Here is a 17,982-nt window from a genome sequence, read left to right as displayed (position 1 = left end):
CCATGCGCATCGCGGTGACAGGCTCCATCGCCACCGACCACCTGATGGCGTTCCCCGGCCGGTTCACGGACCAGCTCCTCGCCGACCAGCTCGCCCATGTCTCCCTGTCGTTCCTCGTCGACGACCTGGAGGTACGGCGCGGGGGAGTGGCCGCCAACATCGCCTTCGGCCTCGGCTCCCTCGGCCTCGCCCCGATCCTGGTCGGCGCCGTCGGCAGCGACTTCGGCGCGTACGAGGTGTGGCTCAAGGAGCACGGCGTCGACACCGGCGCGGTGCGCGTGAGCGACGAACGGCAGACCGCCCGGTTCTCGTGCATCACCGACCAGGACGCCAACCAGATCGCCGCGTTCTACGCGGGCGCCATGACCGAGGCCCGGGACATCGACCTGACGGCGGTCGCCCGGCGGGCGGGCGGCGTCGACCTCGTCCTCGTCGCCCCCGACGACCCGGCCGCCATGCTGCGCCACACCGCGGCCTGCCGCACCCTCGGCGTCCCGTTCGCCGCCGACCCCTCACAGCAGCTCGCCCGTCTCGGCGCCGCCGAGGTCCGCGAACTCGTCGACGGCGCACGGTGGTTGTTCACCAACGAGTACGAGTCCGCCCTGCTGCTGGAACGCACCTCCTGGAGCCGCGCCGACGTGCTGCGCCGTGTCGGCACCTGGGTCACCACGCTCGGCGCGAAGGGCGCCCGCATCGAGTCCGCGGACACCCCAGCCCGCACCGTGCCGGGCATCGTCGGCGTCGACACCGTCGACCCGACCGGCGTGGGCGACGCGTTCCGCGCCGGGTTCCTCGCCGCCGTCGCCCACGGCCTGCCCGCACCCCGCGCGGCCCAACTCGGCTGCGCCGTCGCCTCGCTGGCCCTGGCCGGAGTCGGCTCGCAGAACTACGCCCCCGACCCCGCGCACCTCACCGACCTCCTGCGCCACCGGTACGGCCCGGAGGCCGCCGGCGAGCTGGCCCCGGTCCTGGAGACGGCGTCATGACCGCGGCGGACCGCGTCAGCGAACTGCGCGCCGCGCTGGCCTCCCGCGTCGTGGTGGCCGACGGGGCGATGGGCACCATGCTCCAGGCGCAGGACCCGACCCTGGACGACTTCCAGCAGTTGGAGGGCTGCAACGAAGTCCTCAACGCCACCCGGCCCGACATCGTGCGCTCCGTGCACGAGGAGTACTACGCCGTGGGCGTGGACTGCGTCGAGACGAACACGTTCGGCGCGAACCACGCGGCGCTGGGGGAGTACGACATCGCGGGGCGCGCCCACGAACTGTCCGTGGCGGGTGCCCGTATCGCCCGCGAGGTCGCCGACGAGTTCGCCGCCAAGGACGGCCGGGCCCGCTGGGTCCTCGGCTCGATCGGGCCGGGTACGAAACTGCCGTCGCTCGGTCACATCGACTACGCCACGATCCGCGACGGGTACCAGCGCAACGCCGAGGGTCTGCTGGAGGGCGGGGCGGACGCGCTGATCGTCGAGACGACGCAGGACCTGCTCCAGACGAAGTCCAGCCTCGTCGGCGCCCGCCGCGCCATGGACGCCCTCGGTGTCTCGGTTCCGCTGGTGTGTTCGCTGGCCTTCGAGACGACCGGTGTGATGCTGCTGGGCTCGGAGATCGGCGCCGCGCTGACCGCCCTCGAACCGCTCGGCATCGACCTGATCGGTCTCAACTGCTCCACGGGCCCGGCCGAGATGACGGAACACCTGCGCCACCTGGCCCGGCACTCCCGGACGCCGCTGATGTGCATGCCCAACGCCGGCCTGCCGGTCCTCACCAGCGATGGCGCGCACTTCCCGCTCGGCCCCGACGGGCTCGCGGAGGCCCAGGAGGCGTTCGTCCGTGACTACGGCCTGTCGCTGGTGGGCGGCTGCTGTGGGACGACCCCGGAGCACCTGCGTGCCGTGGTCGACCGCGTACGGGGTCTGACGCCGCCGGATCGCGTCCCACGGCCCGAGCCGGGCGCGGCGTCGCTGTACCAGACGGTGCCGTTCCGCCAGGACACCGCGTACATGGCGATCGGTGAGCGCACGAATGCCAACGGGTCGAAGAAGTTCCGCGAGGCCATGCTGGAGGCGCGCTGGGACGACTGTGTGGAGATGGCGCGCGACCAGATCCGTGAGGGCGCGCACATGCTGGACCTGTGCGTGGACTACGTGGGCCGGGACGGCGTCGCGGACATGCAGGAGCTGGCGGGGCGTTTCGCCACCGCCTCGACGCTGCCGATCGTGCTGGACTCGACCGAGGTCGATGTCATCCAGGCAGGTCTGGAGAAGCTCGGCGGGCGTGCGGTCATCAACTCGGTCAACTACGAGGACGGCGACGGCCCGGAGTCCCGGTTCGCGAAGGTCACGCGGCTGGCGCAGGAGCACGGCGCCGCGCTGATCGCGCTGACCATCGACGAGGAGGGCCAGGCCCGCACCCCCGAGCACAAGGTCGCCATCGCCGAGCGCCTCATCGAGGACCTGACCGGGAACTGGGGCATCCGCGAGTCGGACATCCTCATCGACTGTCTGACGTTCACGATCTGCACGGGTCAGGAGGAGTCCCGCAAGGACGGTATCGCGACGATTGAGGCGATCCGGGAGCTGAAGCGGCGCCACCCGGATGTGCAGACGACGCTGGGCCTGTCGAACATCTCCTTCGGCCTCAACCCGGCCGCCCGCATCGTGCTGAACTCGGTCTTCCTGGACGAGTGCGTCAAGGCAGGACTGGACTCGGCGATCGTGCACGCCTCGAAGATCCTGCCGATCGCCCGGTTCGACGAGGAGCAGGTCACCACCGCCCTGGACCTGATCTACGACCGGCGCGCCGAGGGCTACGACCCGCTGCAGAAGCTGATGGCCCTGTTCGAGGGCGCCACCGCGAAGTCCCTCAAGGCCGGCAAGGCCGAGGAGCTGGCGGCGCTGCCGCTGGAGGAGCGTCTTCAGCGGCGCATCATCGACGGCGAGAAGAACGGTCTCGAACAGGATCTCGACGACGCGCTGGCGGACCGGCCCGCGCTGGACATCGTCAACGACACCCTCCTGGAGGGCATGAAGGTCGTCGGTGAGCTGTTCGGTTCCGGCCAGATGCAGCTGCCGTTCGTCCTCCAGTCCGCCGAGGTGATGAAGAACGCGGTGGCCTACCTGGAGCCGCACATGGAGAAGTCCGACTCCGAGGGCAAGGGCACCATCGTGCTGGCCACGGTGCGCGGCGATGTCCACGACATCGGCAAGAACCTCGTCGACATCATCCTGTCGAACAACGGCTACAACGTGGTCAATCTGGGCATCAAGCAGCCGGTCTCGGCGATCCTGGACGCCGCTGCCGAGCACCGCGCGGACGTGATCGGCATGTCGGGGCTGCTGGTGAAGTCCACGGTGATCATGAAGGAGAACCTGGAGGAGCTCAACCAGCGCAAGATGGCCGCCGACTTCCCCGTCATCCTCGGCGGCGCCGCCCTCACCCGCGCCTACGTCGAGCAGGACCTGCACGAGATCTACGAGGGCGAAGTCCGCTACGCCCGGGACGCGTTCGAGGGCCTGCGCCTGATGGACGCCCTGATCGCGGTCAAGCGCGGCGTTCCCGGCGCGACCCTCCCGGAACTGAAGCAGCGCCGGGTCCCGAAGCGCGACGTCGTGGTCGAGGAGACGCCCGACGAGGGCCCCGTGCGCTCCGACGTCGCCATCGACAACCCCGTGCCCGAGCCGCCGTTCTGGGGCACCCGCGTCATCAAGGGCATCCAGCTCAAGGAGTACGCGTCCTGGCTCGACGAGGGCGCCCTCTTCAAGGGCCAGTGGGGGCTCAAGGGAGACACGATCGAGCGGGAGGGCCGGCCGCGGCTGCGGATGTGGCTCGACCGGCTGCGGACCGCGAACCTCCTCGAAGCCTCCGTCGTGCACGGCTACTTCCCGTGCGTGTCCAAGGGTGACGACCTCATCGTCCTCGACGAGAACGGTCACGAACGGACCCGGTTCACGTTCCCGCGCCAGTCGCGCGGACGCCACCTGTGCCTCGCGGACTTCTTCCGTCCCGAGGAGTCCGGCGAAACCGACGTCGTCGGCCTCCAGGTCGTCACCGTCGGCTCCCGGATCGGCGAGGAGACGGCGAAGCTGTTCGCGTCCGACTCCTACCGCGACTACCTCGAACTGCACGGACTGTCCGTGCAGTTGGCCGAGGCGCTCGCCGAGTACTGGCACGCCCGCGTCCGCTCCGAACTCGGTGTCGCCGCCGCCGACCCCGCCTCCCTGGACGGCATGCTGCGCACCGAGTACCAGGGGTGCCGCTACTCGCTGGGTTACCCCGCCTGCCCGAACCTGGAGGACCGCGCGAAGATCGCCGACCTCCTGGAACCCGAGCGGATCGGTGTCCGGCTCAGCGAGGAGTTCCAGCTCCACCCCGAGCAGTCCACCGACGCCCTCGTCGTCCACCACCCCGAGGCGTCCTACTTCAACGCGGGAGGCGGCCGGTCATGACGACGTTCTCCTTCGAGTTCTTCCCGCCGAAGACGGCCAAGGGCGAGCGGACCCTGTGGCGGGCCATCCGCCGGATCGAACCGCTCGCCCCGGACTTCGTGTCCGTCACCTACGGCGCGGGCGGCTCCTCCCGGGACCGCACCATCGACGTCACCAAACGGCTCGTCGCCGAGACGACCCTGCGCCCCGTCGCGCACCTGACCGCCGTCGGCCACTCGGTCGCCGAACTGCGCCGCATCATCGGCCAGTACGCCGACGCGGGCGTACGCGACGTCCTCGTGCTGCGCGGCGACCCGCCCGGCGACCCCAAAGGGCCCTGGACCCCGCACCCGGAAGGCTTCACGCACGCCCGCCAGCTCGTCGAACTCGTCCGGTCGCTCGGCGAGTTCACCATCGGGGTCGCCGCGTTCCCGGAGCGACATCCCCGCTCGCCCGACTGGGACAGCGACATCCGGCACTTCGTCGACAAGTGCCGGGCCGGCGCGGACTACGCCATCACCCAGATGTTCTTCGACGTGGAGGACTACCTGAGGCTGCGCGACCGTGTCGCCGCGGCGGGCTGCACGACGCCGATCATCCCGGAGATCATGCCGGCCACCGACGTCCGGCAGATCCGCCGCTTCGCCGAACTCTCCGACGCCGCCTTCCCCGAGGACCTCGCGCACCGCCTCGAAGTCGCCCGCGACCGCCCCGAGGCCGCGTACGCGATCGGGGTCGCCCACGCCACCGCCATGGCCGACCGGCTCCTCGCCGAAGGCGCCCCGGGGCTGCACTACATCACCCTCAACCAGTCCACGGCGGCCCTCGACATCCACCGCAACGTACTGAGCTCAAGGAGCCTTCATGTCAGCTGAGTTCACCGACTTCAAGGTCGCCGACCTCTCCCTCGCCGCCTTCGGCCGCAAGGAGATCACCCTCGCCGAGCACGAGATGCCCGGCCTCATGGCGATCCGCGCGGAGTACGCGGCCGCCCAGCCGCTGGCCGGGGCGCGGATCACCGGCTCCCTGCACATGACGGTCCAGACGGCCGTCCTCATCGAGACGCTCGTCGCGCTCGGCGCCGAGGTCCGCTGGGTGTCCTGCAACATCTTCTCCACGCAGGACCACGCCGCCGCGGCCGTCGCCGCCGCCGGCATCCCCGTCTTCGCCTGGAAGGGCGAGACGCTGGAGGAGTACTGGTGGTGCACCGAGCAGGCTCTGACCTGGCCCGGACACACCGGGCCCAACATGATCCTCGACGACGGCGGCGACGCCACCCTCCTCGTCCACCTCGGCGTGGAGAAGCAGAAGACCGGCAAGCTTCCGGAGGCCTCCAACGAGGAACTCGCGGTCGTACGCTCCCTGTTGGAGGGCTCCGACCTCGACTGGACCGCCCTCGCCTCCGAGATCCGCGGCGTGACGGAGGAGACGACGACGGGTGTGCACCGTCTGTACGAGATGCACCGGGACGGCTCCCTCCTCTTCCCCGCGATCAACGTGAACGACGCGGTGACGAAGTCGAAGTTCGACAACAAGTACGGCTGCCGGCACTCGCTGGTGGACGGCATCAACCGTGCCACGGACGTCCTGATCGGCGGCAAGACCGCGCTGGTGTGCGGGTACGGCGATGTGGGCAAGGGCTGTGCGGAGTCGCTGCGTGGTCAGGGCGCGCGTGTGATCGTGACCGAGGTCGACCCGATCTGCGCGTTGCAGGCGGCGATGGACGGTTTCCAGGTGACGACGCTGGACGAGGTCGTCGACCAGGTCGACATCTTCGTCACGACGACCGGCAACAAGGACATCATCATGGCCTCGGACATGGCCAGGATGAAGCACCAGGCGATCGTCGGGAACATCGGTCACTTCGACAACGAGATCGACATGGCCGGGCTGGCGAAGATCGAGGGCATCGTCAAGGACGAGGTCAAGCCGCAGGTCCACACGTGGACGTTCCCGGACGGCAAGGTGATCATCGTGCTGTCCGAGGGGCGTCTGCTGAACCTGGGCAACGCGACGGGTCACCCGTCGTTCGTGATGTCCAACTCGTTCGCGGACCAGACGCTGGCCCAGATCGAGCTGTTCACCAAGCCCTCGGAGTACCCGACCGACGTGTACGTGCTGCCCAAGCACCTCGACGAGAAGGTCGCCCGTCTGCACCTGGACGCACTCGGCGTGAAGCTCACGACGCTGCGCCCGGAGCAGGCCGCGTACATCGGTGTCGAGGTCGAGGGCCCGTACAAGCCGGACCACTACCGCTACTGACACCGCTCCCACTGGCCTGATCCCGACGGTCCGCTCAAGGACCGCTCAAGGGACGGCCAGCTGCCATGGCTCGCGGGGCAAAGGCCTGCCTACGCTGCCATGCATACACGGAAACCCCCGTACCACGCACACGACACATGTCACTACAGAGTCACTACAGACGGGACGAACCATGACGAACACGACCCTGGTGATCGGCGGCACGGGCAAGACCGGACGGCGGGTCGCCGAGCGGCTCACCGCGAAGGGGCTCCCCGTGCGCATCGGCTCCCGCTCCGGGACGCCTCCCTTCGTCTGGGAGGACCCCACCACGTGGGACGCCGCGCTCGACGGCGTGAGCGCCGTCTACATCACCTACTACCCCGACCTCGCCTTCCCCGGCGCCGCCGAGACCGTCGGCGAATTCGCCAAGGTCGCCGTCGCCAAGGGGGCTCGCCGTCTGGTGCTGCTGTCCGGGCGCGGTGAGGAGGGCGCCGTCATCAGCGAGAACAAGGTGAAGGAGTCCGGCGCCGACTGGACCGTCGTCCGCGCCAGCTGGTTCAACCAGAACTTCAACGAGAGCTTCTTCCACGACCTGGTGCTGTCCGGCGAGATCGTGCTGCCGACCGCCGACGCCGTGGAGCCGTTCGTCGACGCCGACGACATCGCTGACGTCGCCGTCGCCGCGCTCACCGACGACAAGCACATCGGCAAGACGTACGAGCTGTCCGGCCCGCGGCTGCTCAGCTTCGGCGACATCGCCCAGGAGCTGTCCAAGGCGACCGGCCGCACCATCACGTACATCCCCGTCAGCGTCGACGAGTACCGCAAGTCGCTGGAGGAGCACGGGCTGCCCGTCGAGTTCGCCGACCTGTTCCAGCTGATCCTCGACGGGCGCAACGCCCACCTCGTGCACGGCGTCGAGGAGGCCACGGGGCGCAAGCCCAAGGACTTCGCCGACTTCGCCAAGGACGCCGCCGCCACCGGCGTCTGGAACGTCTGACCCGCACGGGCCCCGCGGCGCGGGGCGGGGCGCCGCACACGCCACCCCGCCCCGCGCCGGCCCGACCCCCTCTCGCGTGAGGACACCGCCATGACCGGAACCGAACCGATGACGAGCGAACGACTCGCGACGCTGCCCGGCCACTTCCACGGATTCGCCCTGATGCACATCGCGATGCGCCGGGACGCCCGCAGACTGGCCGCCGTCGCCCGCTCGGCCACCGGCGCGCACCCCGACCGGGTGGCGGCGTGGTGGCGCGGCCTGCGCGAGATCATCGACTGGCACCACCACAGCGAGGACGAGGTGCTGTGGCCCGAACTGCGGCGCTCCGTACCGGAGTTCGCCCAGGCCGCCGACGTCATCGACGGTGACCACGCGCGGCTCGACGCGGCCATGGACGCGGTCGGCGCGGCGCTCGCCCCCGGCGTCGGACCCGGCGGGCTCGTGCCCGCCGCCGACACCTTCGGGGACGTCCTGCGCGACCACCTCGCCGCCGAGGAACGCGTCGCCTTCCCCGCCTTCACCGCGCTCGGCGAACAGCGCTACCTGGCCCTGGAACGGAAGCTGCTGCGCACCGCGTCGCCCCGCGTCCTCGGCCACCTTCAGCCCTGGATGTTCGACGGCGCCGACCCGGCGTCCGTCGCGCACGTCGCCGCGACCATCCCGCCGCCGGTGCGCCTGCTGGGCCGCACCGTGCTGCGCCGACGCTACGAACGACTGCTGGCGCCCGTCGCCCGGTCCCTGTGACCCGGTGCCGGCGCCCGGACACCTCACGGAGGACCCCATGAACGCCCAACCGGACGTCGCCGCCGCGCCGTTGACCTCGTACGGGGTCCGGCCGGGCGCGCGCGCCGACCTGCCGCTGTACGCCGCCACCGTCGCCATGGGACTGAGCGCCGGCCTGTACTTCGCCTTCGACGTCTCCGTCATGCCGGGCCTGGAGCGCGCCGACGACGCGGCCTTCGTCGCCACCATGGCGCACATCAACGACGCCATCGAGAACGGCCTGTTCGGCCTGGTCTTCTTCGGCGCGTTCCTCGCCACCGGCGCGTCCGGCGTCCGCCTGCGCCGCCTCGGCAAGGACCGTGCCGCGCGCTGGGTGTGGGCGGCCCTCGCCCTGTACTCGGCCGTCGTGGCGGTCACGATGAAGGTCAACGTCCCCCTCAACCAACAACTCGCCCGTCTCACGGAACACGCCTCCGGCGCCGAACTCGCCCTGATCCGCGACAGGTTCCGCGGCACATGGGTCCCGGCCAACGCCGCCCGCACCCTGGCGTGCACGGCCGCCCTGGCCTGCCTGGGACGCGCCCTGGTGCTCCGAGCCCGCCCCTGAAACCCACCGCACCACCCCTCGATCCGCGCCTGCCCTCCGGACGTTCCCCCGCACGGAGGGCAGGCGCATGGGTGCGGTGTCCCGACGTCACCTCACACGTGAGGGCCGCCTCCCCAGTGTTCGGGGAGGCGGCCCTCACGTGTGAGGTGACGGGGAACTACCCTTTCCCGCCCGTCAGTTCGGCCACCGCGGCCACCACGACCTGGGGCGCCTCCAGGGGGAGCATGTGGCCGATGTCCGGGAGTTCCTCGAAGCGGGCGCGGGGGAGGGCCTCCGCGACGACGCGGCCCAGACGCGGTTCGATCACCTTGTCGCGGCTGCCCGCCAGGACCACCGTCGGTACGGTCACCGACACCAGCGCCGGGCGCAGGTCCATGCCGCGCGAGGACCGGAACGCCTCGGCGCGCACCGCGGGGGCGGTCGCCGCGAACATCTGCCGGTTCACCTCGCGCAGCTGACGCCCGGCGCCCGGACCCAGCATGTTCTGCCCGAGCAGCATCCGGCCGAGGGCCGGCCGGGACACGGCGCGCTGGAACAGCGCGCTGCCCATCATGCGGACCTCGCTGTCCGGGGTGTCCTGGTCGTGCGCCGCGGTGCCGAGGAGCACGAGGCCGCCCAGCCGCCCGGCGCCGGCCGCGCCGGACGAGGCGTACGACAGCGCGGCGAACCCGCCGCCGGAGTGCCCGACGACGACCGCGTCGGGCGCCCCCACGTGGTCGAGCACCGCCGCCAGGTCCGCGCCGAGCCGCGCGATCCCGAACGGCTCGCGGCCCGTCGAGGACGCGCCGTGACCGCGCTGGTCGTAGCCGACCACCCGGTGGCCGAACCGGATCAGCCGGTCGGCCACCGTGCTCCACACCCGGCGCGACGCGCCCCAGCCGTGCGCGAGCACCACCGTGACACCCGTCGGCGGCGCGAGCGGCGGCAGCACGGAGACGGCCAGCAGCGCGCCGTCGTCCGTGCGGAGCTGCGTCTCGGTCGCCGACGCCGCAGCGGCCGTCGTCATCGGGCGCTGCCCTCCAGCTGACGGTCCTCGGCGGCACGGGCCGCCCGGTCGCGCTCCTCGGCGAGGACACGGCCCAGCGCGACGAAGGCCGCGCTGGTCGCCTTGGAGTGCTCCGCCCCGATGTCGGCGACCTTCGCGAGCAGCTTCAGCCAGCCGTGCGGCCGGCCCACGAAGTGCATGCCGACCTTGGTGCGGCCCCCGTCGAGCGGTTCGACGACGAAGTCGCTGGTGCCGCGGAACACCCCGTCGACGTAGTCGACCGAGAGCAGCCGGCCCGGCTCGACGGCGCGGGTGCGCGCGGTGAACCGCAGCTTCGGGCCGCCCTTGTCGACACCCTTGGTGTGCACCGTGACCGCGACCTCGCCGCCCACCACGTCCGGGGCGCCGGACACCACGGCGAAGGTGTTGGCCGGCACCCACCACCGGGCCGCGCCGCGGAACTCGGCGACCAGCGCCTCCCACACCGCCTCGGGCGGCGCGTCCACGACCGCCTCGTCGATCAAGTCGTAACCTGTCATGCCGATTCTCCTGTCGAATGCCGGAGGGTCAGGCCCCGGGGGACGGGCCCCGGGGTTCAGCCGAAGAAGCCCTGACCGGGGGTGAGGATGCCCGCCGGGTCGTAGCGGCGCTTCGCCGCGACGAGCCCGTCCCAGCGGGCGCCGAAGTGGGCCTTCCAGTCCGCCTGGGTCATGCGGGGGACGGCGCCGACCAGATAGCGCTTGGCGCCGAGGGCGACCGCCTTGTCGTACAGCTTCCGGTTCTGCTCGAGCATCGCCTGCACGTCCGCGCCCGGCGCCGGGAAGCGCAGCACGTCGCACAGGTACGCCGTCGACTCGGTCGGCTGCACCGACAGCGGCCGCGTCAACTTCGCCGTCGGGTACGGGTAGTAGAGGAGGAAGCCCGCGCCCAGGTCGTCCGCGGTGAGCTCCTCGGTCAGCAGCCGCGCGAACTCCTTCGCCTTGGACGCCGGGACGAACAGGCTCAGCCACGGCTTGGGCTGCTCCCAGTACCCGTTCTCCTTCAGCCACGTCTCCCAGGCGTCGGTGCGGAACACGCACTCCCGGTAGGGCATGTCCTGGATCGTCGCCGAGGCCCGCTCGTCGTTCAGCCCGGACAGCAGCCGCTCCCGGTTCGGGGCCGTGCCGCCCGACCAGTACGCCTGGCCCTCCAGCTTGTACCACCAGCCCGAGTAGTCCGGGGTGACGGCGATCTCGCCGACCTGGCCCTGGAACCGCTTCTCGGCCATGAGCTTCTCGGAGTCCGCGAGGAACACCGCCGGATCCCGGTAGTACAGGGTGAACACCGTGACCTTCGGCGGAGCGGGAACCAGCGCGAGCGTGGCCCGCACGATGATCCCGACCTGGCCGCCGCCGCCCAGCGCCGCGTTGAACAGGTCGGCGCGGCGCGACGGGCTCGCGGTGACCAGCTCACCGGCGCCGGTCACGATGTCGAGCGACTTGACCGTGTCGACCTGGAGCCCGTACCGCTGCACGGTGGAGCCGATGCCGCCGACGCTGAGCGTGCCGCCGATCGACAGGTGCAGATAGTCGGTGAGCGCCGGCGGGGTCAGGCCCTTGGCGAGCGCGGCGTCGGTGAGCTGCGCCCACGTGACCCCCGCCTCCACCACCGCGCTCGACGCCCCGACGCTGCATATCTTCGTCAGGCCGCGCGCGTCGATCGCGATGCCGCCCTGCGGCACCTGGGCCTGCCCGTAGCAGGAGTGCGACTCCTCGTCGCCGCCCGTGCCGCCGCGCCCGTTCATCGCGATCTTCAGGTTGTTGGCGCGTGCGTAGCGCACCATTTTGACGACGTCCTGGACCGAGCCGGGACGCAGCACCGCCCAGCACGCGCCGTTCACCATGCGCCCGAAGTCATGGTTGAACGCGGCGGTGGCACTCGCCGCGGTCTGCAACGTGCCGTCCAGGGAAGGGAGTTCGGCGGCGGACGCGGCGGCCGCGTCGCCCTCGCGGGCCCACGCCTGGTGCGTGGAGCTCCAGCCGATGACAGTGGCGGCCGCCATGCCCCCGAGGACGCCGCGCCGCGTGATGGAGGTGCTGCTTCTCATTCGGTGTGTCTCCTGTCCGGTTACGTGCGGTTCAGGGCCGGCAGACCGGCGCCCACCGTGGTCGCGAGCTGGTACTCGGAAGGGTCGAACTGCTTCGTCTGACGGCGGAAGCGCCAGGTGTACGTCGGCCAGATCGACGGATTGCGCCCGTGCTCGTCGAGGTACCAGCTCTTGCAGTTCCCTGCGTTCCACACGGTGCCATCGAGTCGCGCCTGAAGCCGTTTGTTCCAGTCGTCCTGGACCGACTCTCGAACCTCCACCGAGGCCAGGCCCTTCTTGTCCATGACCTTCAGCGCGTCCAGGACGTAGCCGATCTGCGCCTCGATCATCACGACCTGCGAGGAGTGCCCGAGCGTCGTGTTGGGGCCGAGCAGCAGGAACAGGTTCGGGAAGCCCGCGACCGTGGTGCCGCGGTGCGCGGCCATGCCCCGCTCGCGCCACACGTCGCGCAGCAGCCGGCCGCCGCGTCCCGTGATGCGTCCGGCGACCGGCCGGTCGGTGGCCTTGAAACCGGTGCCCAGGATGATCGTGTCGACCTCCCGCTCGGTGCCGTCGGCCGTGACGATCGAGCGGGCCCGCACCTCGGCGATGCCGTCGGTGACCAGGTCCACGTTGGGCTGCTGGATCGCCGGGTACCACGTGTTGGAGAACAGCAGGCGCTTGCACGCCATCACGTAGTCGGGTGTCAGCTTCGCCCGCAGTGTCTCGTCCGCGACCGACTTCTTGAGATGGTCGCTGGCCATCTTCTGCATCTTCCCGGCGACCTTGGGCCGCTTCATCACGAAGGCCAGGACCTCCCGGCCCCACATGTTGAAGTTGCGCCGGAAGCTCTGATAGCCGGGCATCCCGCGCAGCAGCTTCGCCTGCAACGGGCTGGTCGCCTTGTCGTTCTTCGGGCCGATCCACGGCGGGGTGCGCTGGTACAGGTCGAGGCGCCCCACCTCGGGCTGGATCTTGGGGACGAACTGGATCGCGGAGGCGCCCGTGCCGATCACGGCGACCTCGCGGCCGCTCAGATCGTGGTCGTGGCGCCAGCGCGAGGAGTGGAACACCGTGCCCTCGAAGCCGTCGAGCCCCGGAATGTCGGGGACCGCGGCCTCACTGAGATAGCCGGTGCCGCTGACCAGCACCTGCGCGGTGTAGTCGCCCTGCGAGGTCTCGATGTGCCAGCGCCGCGTCGGTTCGTCCCAGCGGGCCGCGAGCAGTTCGTGGCCGAAGCGGATGTGCGGACGCACCCCGAACCGGTCGGCGGTGTCGCGCAGATACGCGTACAGCTCGTCCCGCTTGCCGAACGTGGACTTCCACTCCGGGTTCTGCGCGAACGAGAACGAGTACAGGTGGGACATCACGTCGCACGCCGCGCCCGGGTAGGAGTTGTCCCGCCAGGTGCCGCCCACCTCGTCGGCCCGCTCGAAGACGAGGAAGTCGTCGACGCCCCGCTGGAGCAGCCGGATCGCCATGCCGAGGCCGGAGAAGCCGCTGCCGATGACCGCGACCCGCAGGTGCCGCTGCGGTCCGCCGCCGCCGGCCCGGCCGCCCGGCCGGGTGTCGCCGTCGCTGCGGGCCGGTTCGAGAATGCTCGTCACGTCAGCCTCCTAGCGGCGCGCGATGGTGACGCGGAAGTTGTTGAAGAACTTGTCCTCGAGCGTGTACGCGAAGATGTCGAGGTAGCGCTCGAAGCGGGCCACGACCTCCTTGCCCTCCAGGGCGACGGCCTCGTCGCGGCGGGCGGCCAGCAGCTCCAGCCAGGCCCGGCAGGCGACCGCGAACGACTCGCGCTCGTTGACGATCTCCACGACGTCGAAGAGTCCTTCGGCGGCCTGCGTGAGCTCGTGCAGGTGCGGGATGTGGCAGTTCTCGAACTCCGAGCGCTGGAGGAACTTCAGGTCGTCGAGCAGCTGCCGGTTCATCGGCAGCGCCTCCGCGGTCATGGTGTGCAGCACGAAGCGCGCGCCCGGCTTGAGGGTGGCACCCACCTTCTGGAAGAACACCCGGTACTTCTTGGTGCGCTCGCGCGGCGACAGCGTCGAGGAGACGAAGTGCTCCAGGGCGTTGATGCAGAACGCGGCGTCGTACTTGTCGTCGGTGGTGTGGTCCTCCCAGGACTCCACCCGCGTGGTGATCCTCGGGTTGTCCAGGCCGGCGATGAACTGCTCCTGCGTGCGGCTGAGCGTGAGGCCGACGGCCTGCTCGACGCCGTGCACCGTGGTGAGACGGTTGAGCATGGTGCCCCAGCCGCAGCCCACGTCGAGGACGCGGCGGGTGTTCGCCGCCCCGGCCAGCTCGACGAACGTGTCCAGCTTGCGCTCCTGGGCCTCGTCGAGGGCCTCGGTGAGCCCCTCGCCCTCCTCCCAGTAGCCGCCGGAGTACATCATCGTCGGGCCCAGCAGGAGGCGGTAGAAGTCGTTGCTCACCTCGTAGTGGTGCCTGATCGCGTCGACCTCGGGGACCGACTGGTTCGCGACCGTCGTCATTTTCGTCCTCAACTCCCGTCCGGTTCATGGCTCTTGGCGTCACGCCAGATGTCAGCGCGAGACGAGAAAACCCTCCGCGTCGCAAGAGATGTGCAACACGAACGCAGGCGCCGGCTGTTGCGCGCCGATTGCGCGCCGACGGGTTCGATGCGTACTCGTCAAGGCCGCGGCCGCATCAGGACAAGGCCCCACCCTGCGGAGGAAGGACCCACCTCATGTCTCTGCCCACCATCGAAGAACTGGCGAGCCAGCTCGAGGCCGTGTCCGGCGCCCAGAAGGTCGACCCGGACCACCCCCTCCAGCACATCCCGGACGTGGACTCGCTGGACCTCATGGAGTGGCTGTACGGCTTCCAGAACACCTACCCGGACATCCCGGCCGACGAGTCCCTCTTCGCCGACCTGGACGACACCACTACCCTGCGCCACGTCTACGACCGCATCCTGGCGCTCGTGCCGGCGCAGGCCTGAGCGGGGCGCGCATGAACGGCTTCGACATCACCGGGTGGGGGATGTCCGTCCCCGAGAAGGTGGTCACCAGCGCCGAGTTGGCCGAGCGGTTCGGCGTCGACGAGCACTGGATCACCAGCCGGTGCGGGATCAGTGAACGGCGCGCCGTCGGGCCCGGCCAGACGACAGCCTCCCTGGCCGTCGAGGCCGGTCGGCGCGCCCTGGAGAAGGCGGGCCTGAGCGGCGGCGACATCGCGCATCTGATCGTCGCCACCGCCACGCCCGAGCAGCCCTCGCCGGCGACGTCCGCGTTCGTCCACCACGAACTGGGCATCGCCGGCAGCGCGCACGACGTCAACTCCGAGTGCGCGGGCTTCGTCTACGGGCTGGTCTCCGCGATGGCGCTCATCGCGATCGACCCGCGGCCCATCCTGCTCATCGGCTCCGACACCCACACGCTGACCGCGAACCCCGCCGACCGGGACCTGTCGATCCTGGTCGGGGACGGCGCGGGCGCCGTCGTGCTGCAACCGGCCGCCGACAGCAACGTCCTCGCCTGGAACCTGGGCGCCGACGGCAGCTGCACCGGCAGCCTCAAGGTCCTCGCCGGCGGCAGCCGCCTGCCGACCACCGAGGACACGGTGCGCCAGGGCCTGCACTACGCGCAGATCAACGGCAACGAGATCTACCTCAACGCCGTGCGCTACACGGTCCGCACCGTCCGCGAGACCCTGAAGAACGCCAAGGTCGAGGCGGCCGACGTACAGCACGTCATCCCGCACCAGGCCAACATCCGCATCATCAACTCGATCCTCAGCCACACCGGCCTTCGCCCCGAAGCCCTGGTGGCCAACCTGCACAAGTACGGGAACACGGCGTCCGCGTCGATCCCGATCGCCCTCACCGAGGCCCTCGACGAGGGCCGTGTCAAGGACGGCGACCTGGTTCTCCTGGCCGGCTTCGGGGCCGGCATGACCTGGGGCTCCATGCTCCTCGAATGGCGCGGAGGAACACGATGAGCAGCACCGGCAAACCCGCCGGGACCCGGCCCGAGCAGCCCGTCGCCCTGGTGACGGGAGCCTCCGGCGGGCTCGGCCAGGCGCTGGCACTGGAACTGGACGCGCTCGGCTGCAAGGTGGCCGTCCACTACAACAGCGCGCGGGACGCGGCGCGCGCCGTGCAGGACAAGCTCACCCACGACTCGGTCCTGGTCACCGGCGACGTCGGCTCCTACGAGGCGGTCACCGCCATGTACGAGAGGATCTCCGCCGAACTCGGCCCGGTCGACGTCCTCGTCAACAACGGTGCCATCCGCCGCGACCAGGTCATGGCGATGCAGAAGCCCGAGGACTGGGCAGCCGTCATCCAGACCAACCTGATCGGCTCGTTCCACACGGCGCGGGTGTGCGTCCCGTACATGCTGCGCAAGCGGTGGGGCCGGGTCGTCAACGTCGTCTCGCCCTCCGGTCTGATCGCGACCGCCGGACAGACGGCGTACTCCGCCTCCAAGGCGGGGCTGATCGGCTTCACGCGCACGCTGGCCGCCGAGTGCGGCCGGCGCGGCGTGACGGTCAACGCGCTCTCGCCCGGCTTCATGATCACGGGCATGACGGAGACCCTGCCCGACCAGGTGAAGGAGTCGATGGAGTCGAAGGCCCCCGTGCCCCGGTTCGTCACCGTGGAGGAGGTCGCCCGCAGCGCGAGTCTGTTCCTGGACCAGGACTGCATGACGGGACAGGTCCTCAGTATCGACAGCGGCGTTTCGATCACCTGAGAGCTCAGCCCGTAACGGTTCGCCGTGCCACCCCCCGCCGGCGACCGTTACGGGCTGATTCATTTACGGCACACGAAAGCGTCCGGGGAATTCGAGCCCGTTCCCCGGACGCTTTCGCGCGTGGCCGTCCTACGCGGGCGGCCGCAATTCCTCCAGTGCTGCCCGCGGCTCCGGATCGCGCAACAGGTCCAGATAGAGCGACTGGGTGCGCGGCGCCGGCTCGATACCGAGTTCGTCCGTGAGCAGTTCCCGCAGCTGCTGGTAGGCGAGCAGCGCGTCGGCCCGGTTGCCGGCCGCCGCGTGCGCGTTCATCTGGCAGCGGTGCGCGCTCTCTCGGAACGGCGCCCGGCGCACCGCCTCGTCGGCGTACCGCAGGGCGTGGTGGCCGTTGCCCAGCGCCGCGGCCGAGACGCTCGCCAACTCCAGTGCGGTGAGCCGCAGTTCGTCGATGCGCTCGCGGGTGCTGTTCACCCACTCGCCCTCGTGGGCGGGCAGGAACGCGCCGCGCAGATTGGCGACCGCGCCGGTGGCCAGCTGCTGCGCCACCGCGTGCGCCCGGTCCCGGCAGGCCTGCCGGGCCTCGGCCACCGCCGCCTCCGCGGCCTCCACATCGGTCACCGCGTCGTCCGGCAGCCGCAGCAGATAGCGCCCGCTCTGGGCGATCAGCGGCGTCTCGCCGGGCCGCTGGCCCTCGCTGGTGACGAAGGTGCGCACCCGGCTGACGACGCTGCGCAGCGCGGACGCCCACGTGTCGGGCAGCCCCTGTGGCCACAGCGTGTCCGCGAGCTGGTCGCGGCTGGTGCCCGCGGAGCGCTCCAGGACGAGCCGGGCGAAGGCGACCTGCGCCTGTGCGCTCGACAGGTGCCTGGGCGGCTCCGCCTCGTGCTCGATGGTGACAAGTCCTACGAGTCGGATCAACATTGCGCCGTCCTATTCTCGCCATTCCCCGTGTTGTCGACGCGACCATCGCAAAAGCTTTCACGCCATGTCAATTGAGCCCGGAAACATACCGATCGGAATGCCTGGAAGCCCAAGTTCCATGGTTTTTCCGGGCCGTTGTCGTGCAGCTCTCCGCGTGTTCTCCAGAGTTCTTCGAGTGGAATTCGAGAAGCGCTCCAGCCCTCGTGTTGCGGCCGTCTTGCGGAGTGCGGCGTACAAATTCCCTCATGAATAGGCCGGTTGCCGGCGGACTGAATCAGCCTGAGGAG

16 protein-coding genes are annotated in these 17,982 nt (G+C 70.6%); 10 read left to right on the top strand and 6 right to left on the bottom strand.

Annotation, left to right across the window (positions count from 1 at the left end; translation table 11 throughout):
- Positions 1-2 precede the first annotated feature (2 nt).
- The 7 genes from ACYBSK_RS25420 to ACYBSK_RS25390 all read left to right on the top strand — a co-directional run bounded on the left by ACYBSK_RS25420 (position 3) and on the right by ACYBSK_RS25390 (position 9,006).
- Positions 3-986, top strand: a complete 984-nt coding sequence (locus tag ACYBSK_RS25420) for a carbohydrate kinase family protein (RefSeq protein ID WP_460243472.1) — start codon at positions 3-5, stop codon at positions 984-986.
- The gene (gene metH, locus ACYBSK_RS25415; RefSeq protein ID WP_460243471.1) at positions 983-4,450 is read left to right on the top strand and encodes a methionine synthase; all 3,468 of its coding nucleotides are present in this window, start codon (positions 983-985) and stop codon (positions 4,448-4,450) included. The genes ACYBSK_RS25420 and metH overlap by 4 nt, the downstream gene beginning before the upstream one ends.
- Positions 4,447-5,304 (top strand): methylenetetrahydrofolate reductase [NAD(P)H], encoded by an 858-nt coding sequence (gene metF, locus ACYBSK_RS25410; RefSeq protein WP_460243470.1) that lies wholly within the window; start codon positions 4,447-4,449, stop codon positions 5,302-5,304. Before metH ends, metF begins: the two co-directional genes overlap by 4 nt.
- Positions 5,294-6,691, top strand: coding sequence for an adenosylhomocysteinase (gene ahcY / locus ACYBSK_RS25405; RefSeq protein ID WP_460243469.1), 1,398 nt, complete (start codon positions 5,294-5,296; stop codon positions 6,689-6,691). Before metF ends, ahcY begins: the two co-directional genes overlap by 11 nt.
- A gap of 172 nt (positions 6,692-6,863) precedes the next feature.
- Positions 6,864-7,673 carry an NmrA family NAD(P)-binding protein gene (locus ACYBSK_RS25400; RefSeq protein ID WP_460243468.1) on the top strand — a complete coding sequence of 270 codons (810 nt, stop codon included), beginning with the start codon at positions 6,864-6,866 and terminating at the stop codon, positions 7,671-7,673.
- A gap of 90 nt (positions 7,674-7,763) precedes the next feature.
- Positions 7,764-8,420, top strand: a complete 657-nt coding sequence (locus tag ACYBSK_RS25395) for a hemerythrin domain-containing protein (RefSeq protein ID WP_460243467.1) — start codon at positions 7,764-7,766, stop codon at positions 8,418-8,420.
- A 37-nt stretch (positions 8,421-8,457) separates the two neighbouring features.
- The gene (locus ACYBSK_RS25390) at positions 8,458-9,006 is read left to right on the top strand and encodes an anthrone oxygenase family protein (RefSeq protein ID WP_460243466.1); all 549 of its coding nucleotides are present in this window, start codon (positions 8,458-8,460) and stop codon (positions 9,004-9,006) included.
- 157 nt (positions 9,007-9,163) lie between these two features.
- Here ACYBSK_RS25390 and ACYBSK_RS25385 read toward each other — a convergent pair whose 3' ends face one another.
- From ACYBSK_RS25385 to ACYBSK_RS25365, 5 genes are read right to left on the bottom strand one after another with little or no spacing between them, the layout of a single operon-like run.
- Complete coding sequence (locus ACYBSK_RS25385; protein ID WP_460243465.1) at positions 9,164-10,012, bottom strand: alpha/beta fold hydrolase; 849 nt, start codon at positions 10,010-10,012, stop codon at positions 9,164-9,166.
- Positions 10,009-10,530, bottom strand: coding sequence for an SRPBCC family protein (locus ACYBSK_RS25380; RefSeq protein ID WP_460243464.1), 522 nt, complete (start codon positions 10,528-10,530; stop codon positions 10,009-10,011). Before ACYBSK_RS25380 ends, ACYBSK_RS25385 begins: the two co-directional genes overlap by 4 nt.
- Positions 10,531-10,586: 56 nt before the next feature.
- On the bottom strand, positions 10,587-12,077 hold the full coding sequence (locus ACYBSK_RS25375; protein ID WP_460243463.1) for an FAD-binding protein: 1,491 nt from the start codon (positions 12,075-12,077) through the stop codon (positions 10,587-10,589).
- 20 nt (positions 12,078-12,097) lie between these two features.
- Entirely contained in the window at positions 12,098-13,663 is a 1,566-nt protein-coding gene (locus ACYBSK_RS25370) for a flavin-containing monooxygenase (protein ID WP_460243462.1), read from the bottom strand.
- 9 nt (positions 13,664-13,672) lie between these two features.
- Positions 13,673-14,551, bottom strand: a complete 879-nt coding sequence (locus tag ACYBSK_RS25365; protein ID WP_460243461.1) for a class I SAM-dependent methyltransferase — start codon at positions 14,549-14,551, stop codon at positions 13,673-13,675.
- A 215-nt stretch (positions 14,552-14,766) separates the two neighbouring features.
- Here ACYBSK_RS25365 and ACYBSK_RS25360 point away from each other — a divergent pair, with 215 nt between their 5' ends.
- From ACYBSK_RS25360 to ACYBSK_RS25350, 3 genes are read left to right on the top strand one after another with little or no spacing between them, the layout of a single operon-like run.
- Positions 14,767-15,021: a hypothetical protein gene (locus ACYBSK_RS25360; RefSeq protein ID WP_018105947.1), complete on the top strand. Its 255-nt coding sequence runs from the start codon at positions 14,767-14,769 to the stop codon at positions 15,019-15,021.
- Between the two features lie 11 nt (positions 15,022-15,032).
- Positions 15,033-16,019: a 3-oxoacyl-ACP synthase III family protein gene (locus tag ACYBSK_RS25355; protein WP_460243460.1), complete on the top strand. Its 987-nt coding sequence runs from the start codon at positions 15,033-15,035 to the stop codon at positions 16,017-16,019.
- Entirely contained in the window at positions 16,016-16,774 is a 759-nt protein-coding gene (locus tag ACYBSK_RS25350; RefSeq protein WP_457479524.1) for an SDR family NAD(P)-dependent oxidoreductase, read from the top strand. Before ACYBSK_RS25355 ends, ACYBSK_RS25350 begins: the two co-directional genes overlap by 4 nt.
- A gap of 129 nt (positions 16,775-16,903) precedes the next feature.
- Here ACYBSK_RS25350 and ACYBSK_RS25345 read toward each other — a convergent pair whose 3' ends face one another.
- Positions 16,904-17,695 (bottom strand): AfsR/SARP family transcriptional regulator, encoded by a 792-nt coding sequence (locus ACYBSK_RS25345; RefSeq protein ID WP_460243459.1) that lies wholly within the window; start codon positions 17,693-17,695, stop codon positions 16,904-16,906.
- Positions 17,696-17,982 lie beyond the last annotated feature (287 nt).

Source organism: Streptomyces sp. BYX5S, assembly GCF_054724165.1.
The sequence above is the reverse complement of the archived record's forward strand: the minus strand, read 5'-3'. Positions and strand labels throughout refer to the sequence as shown.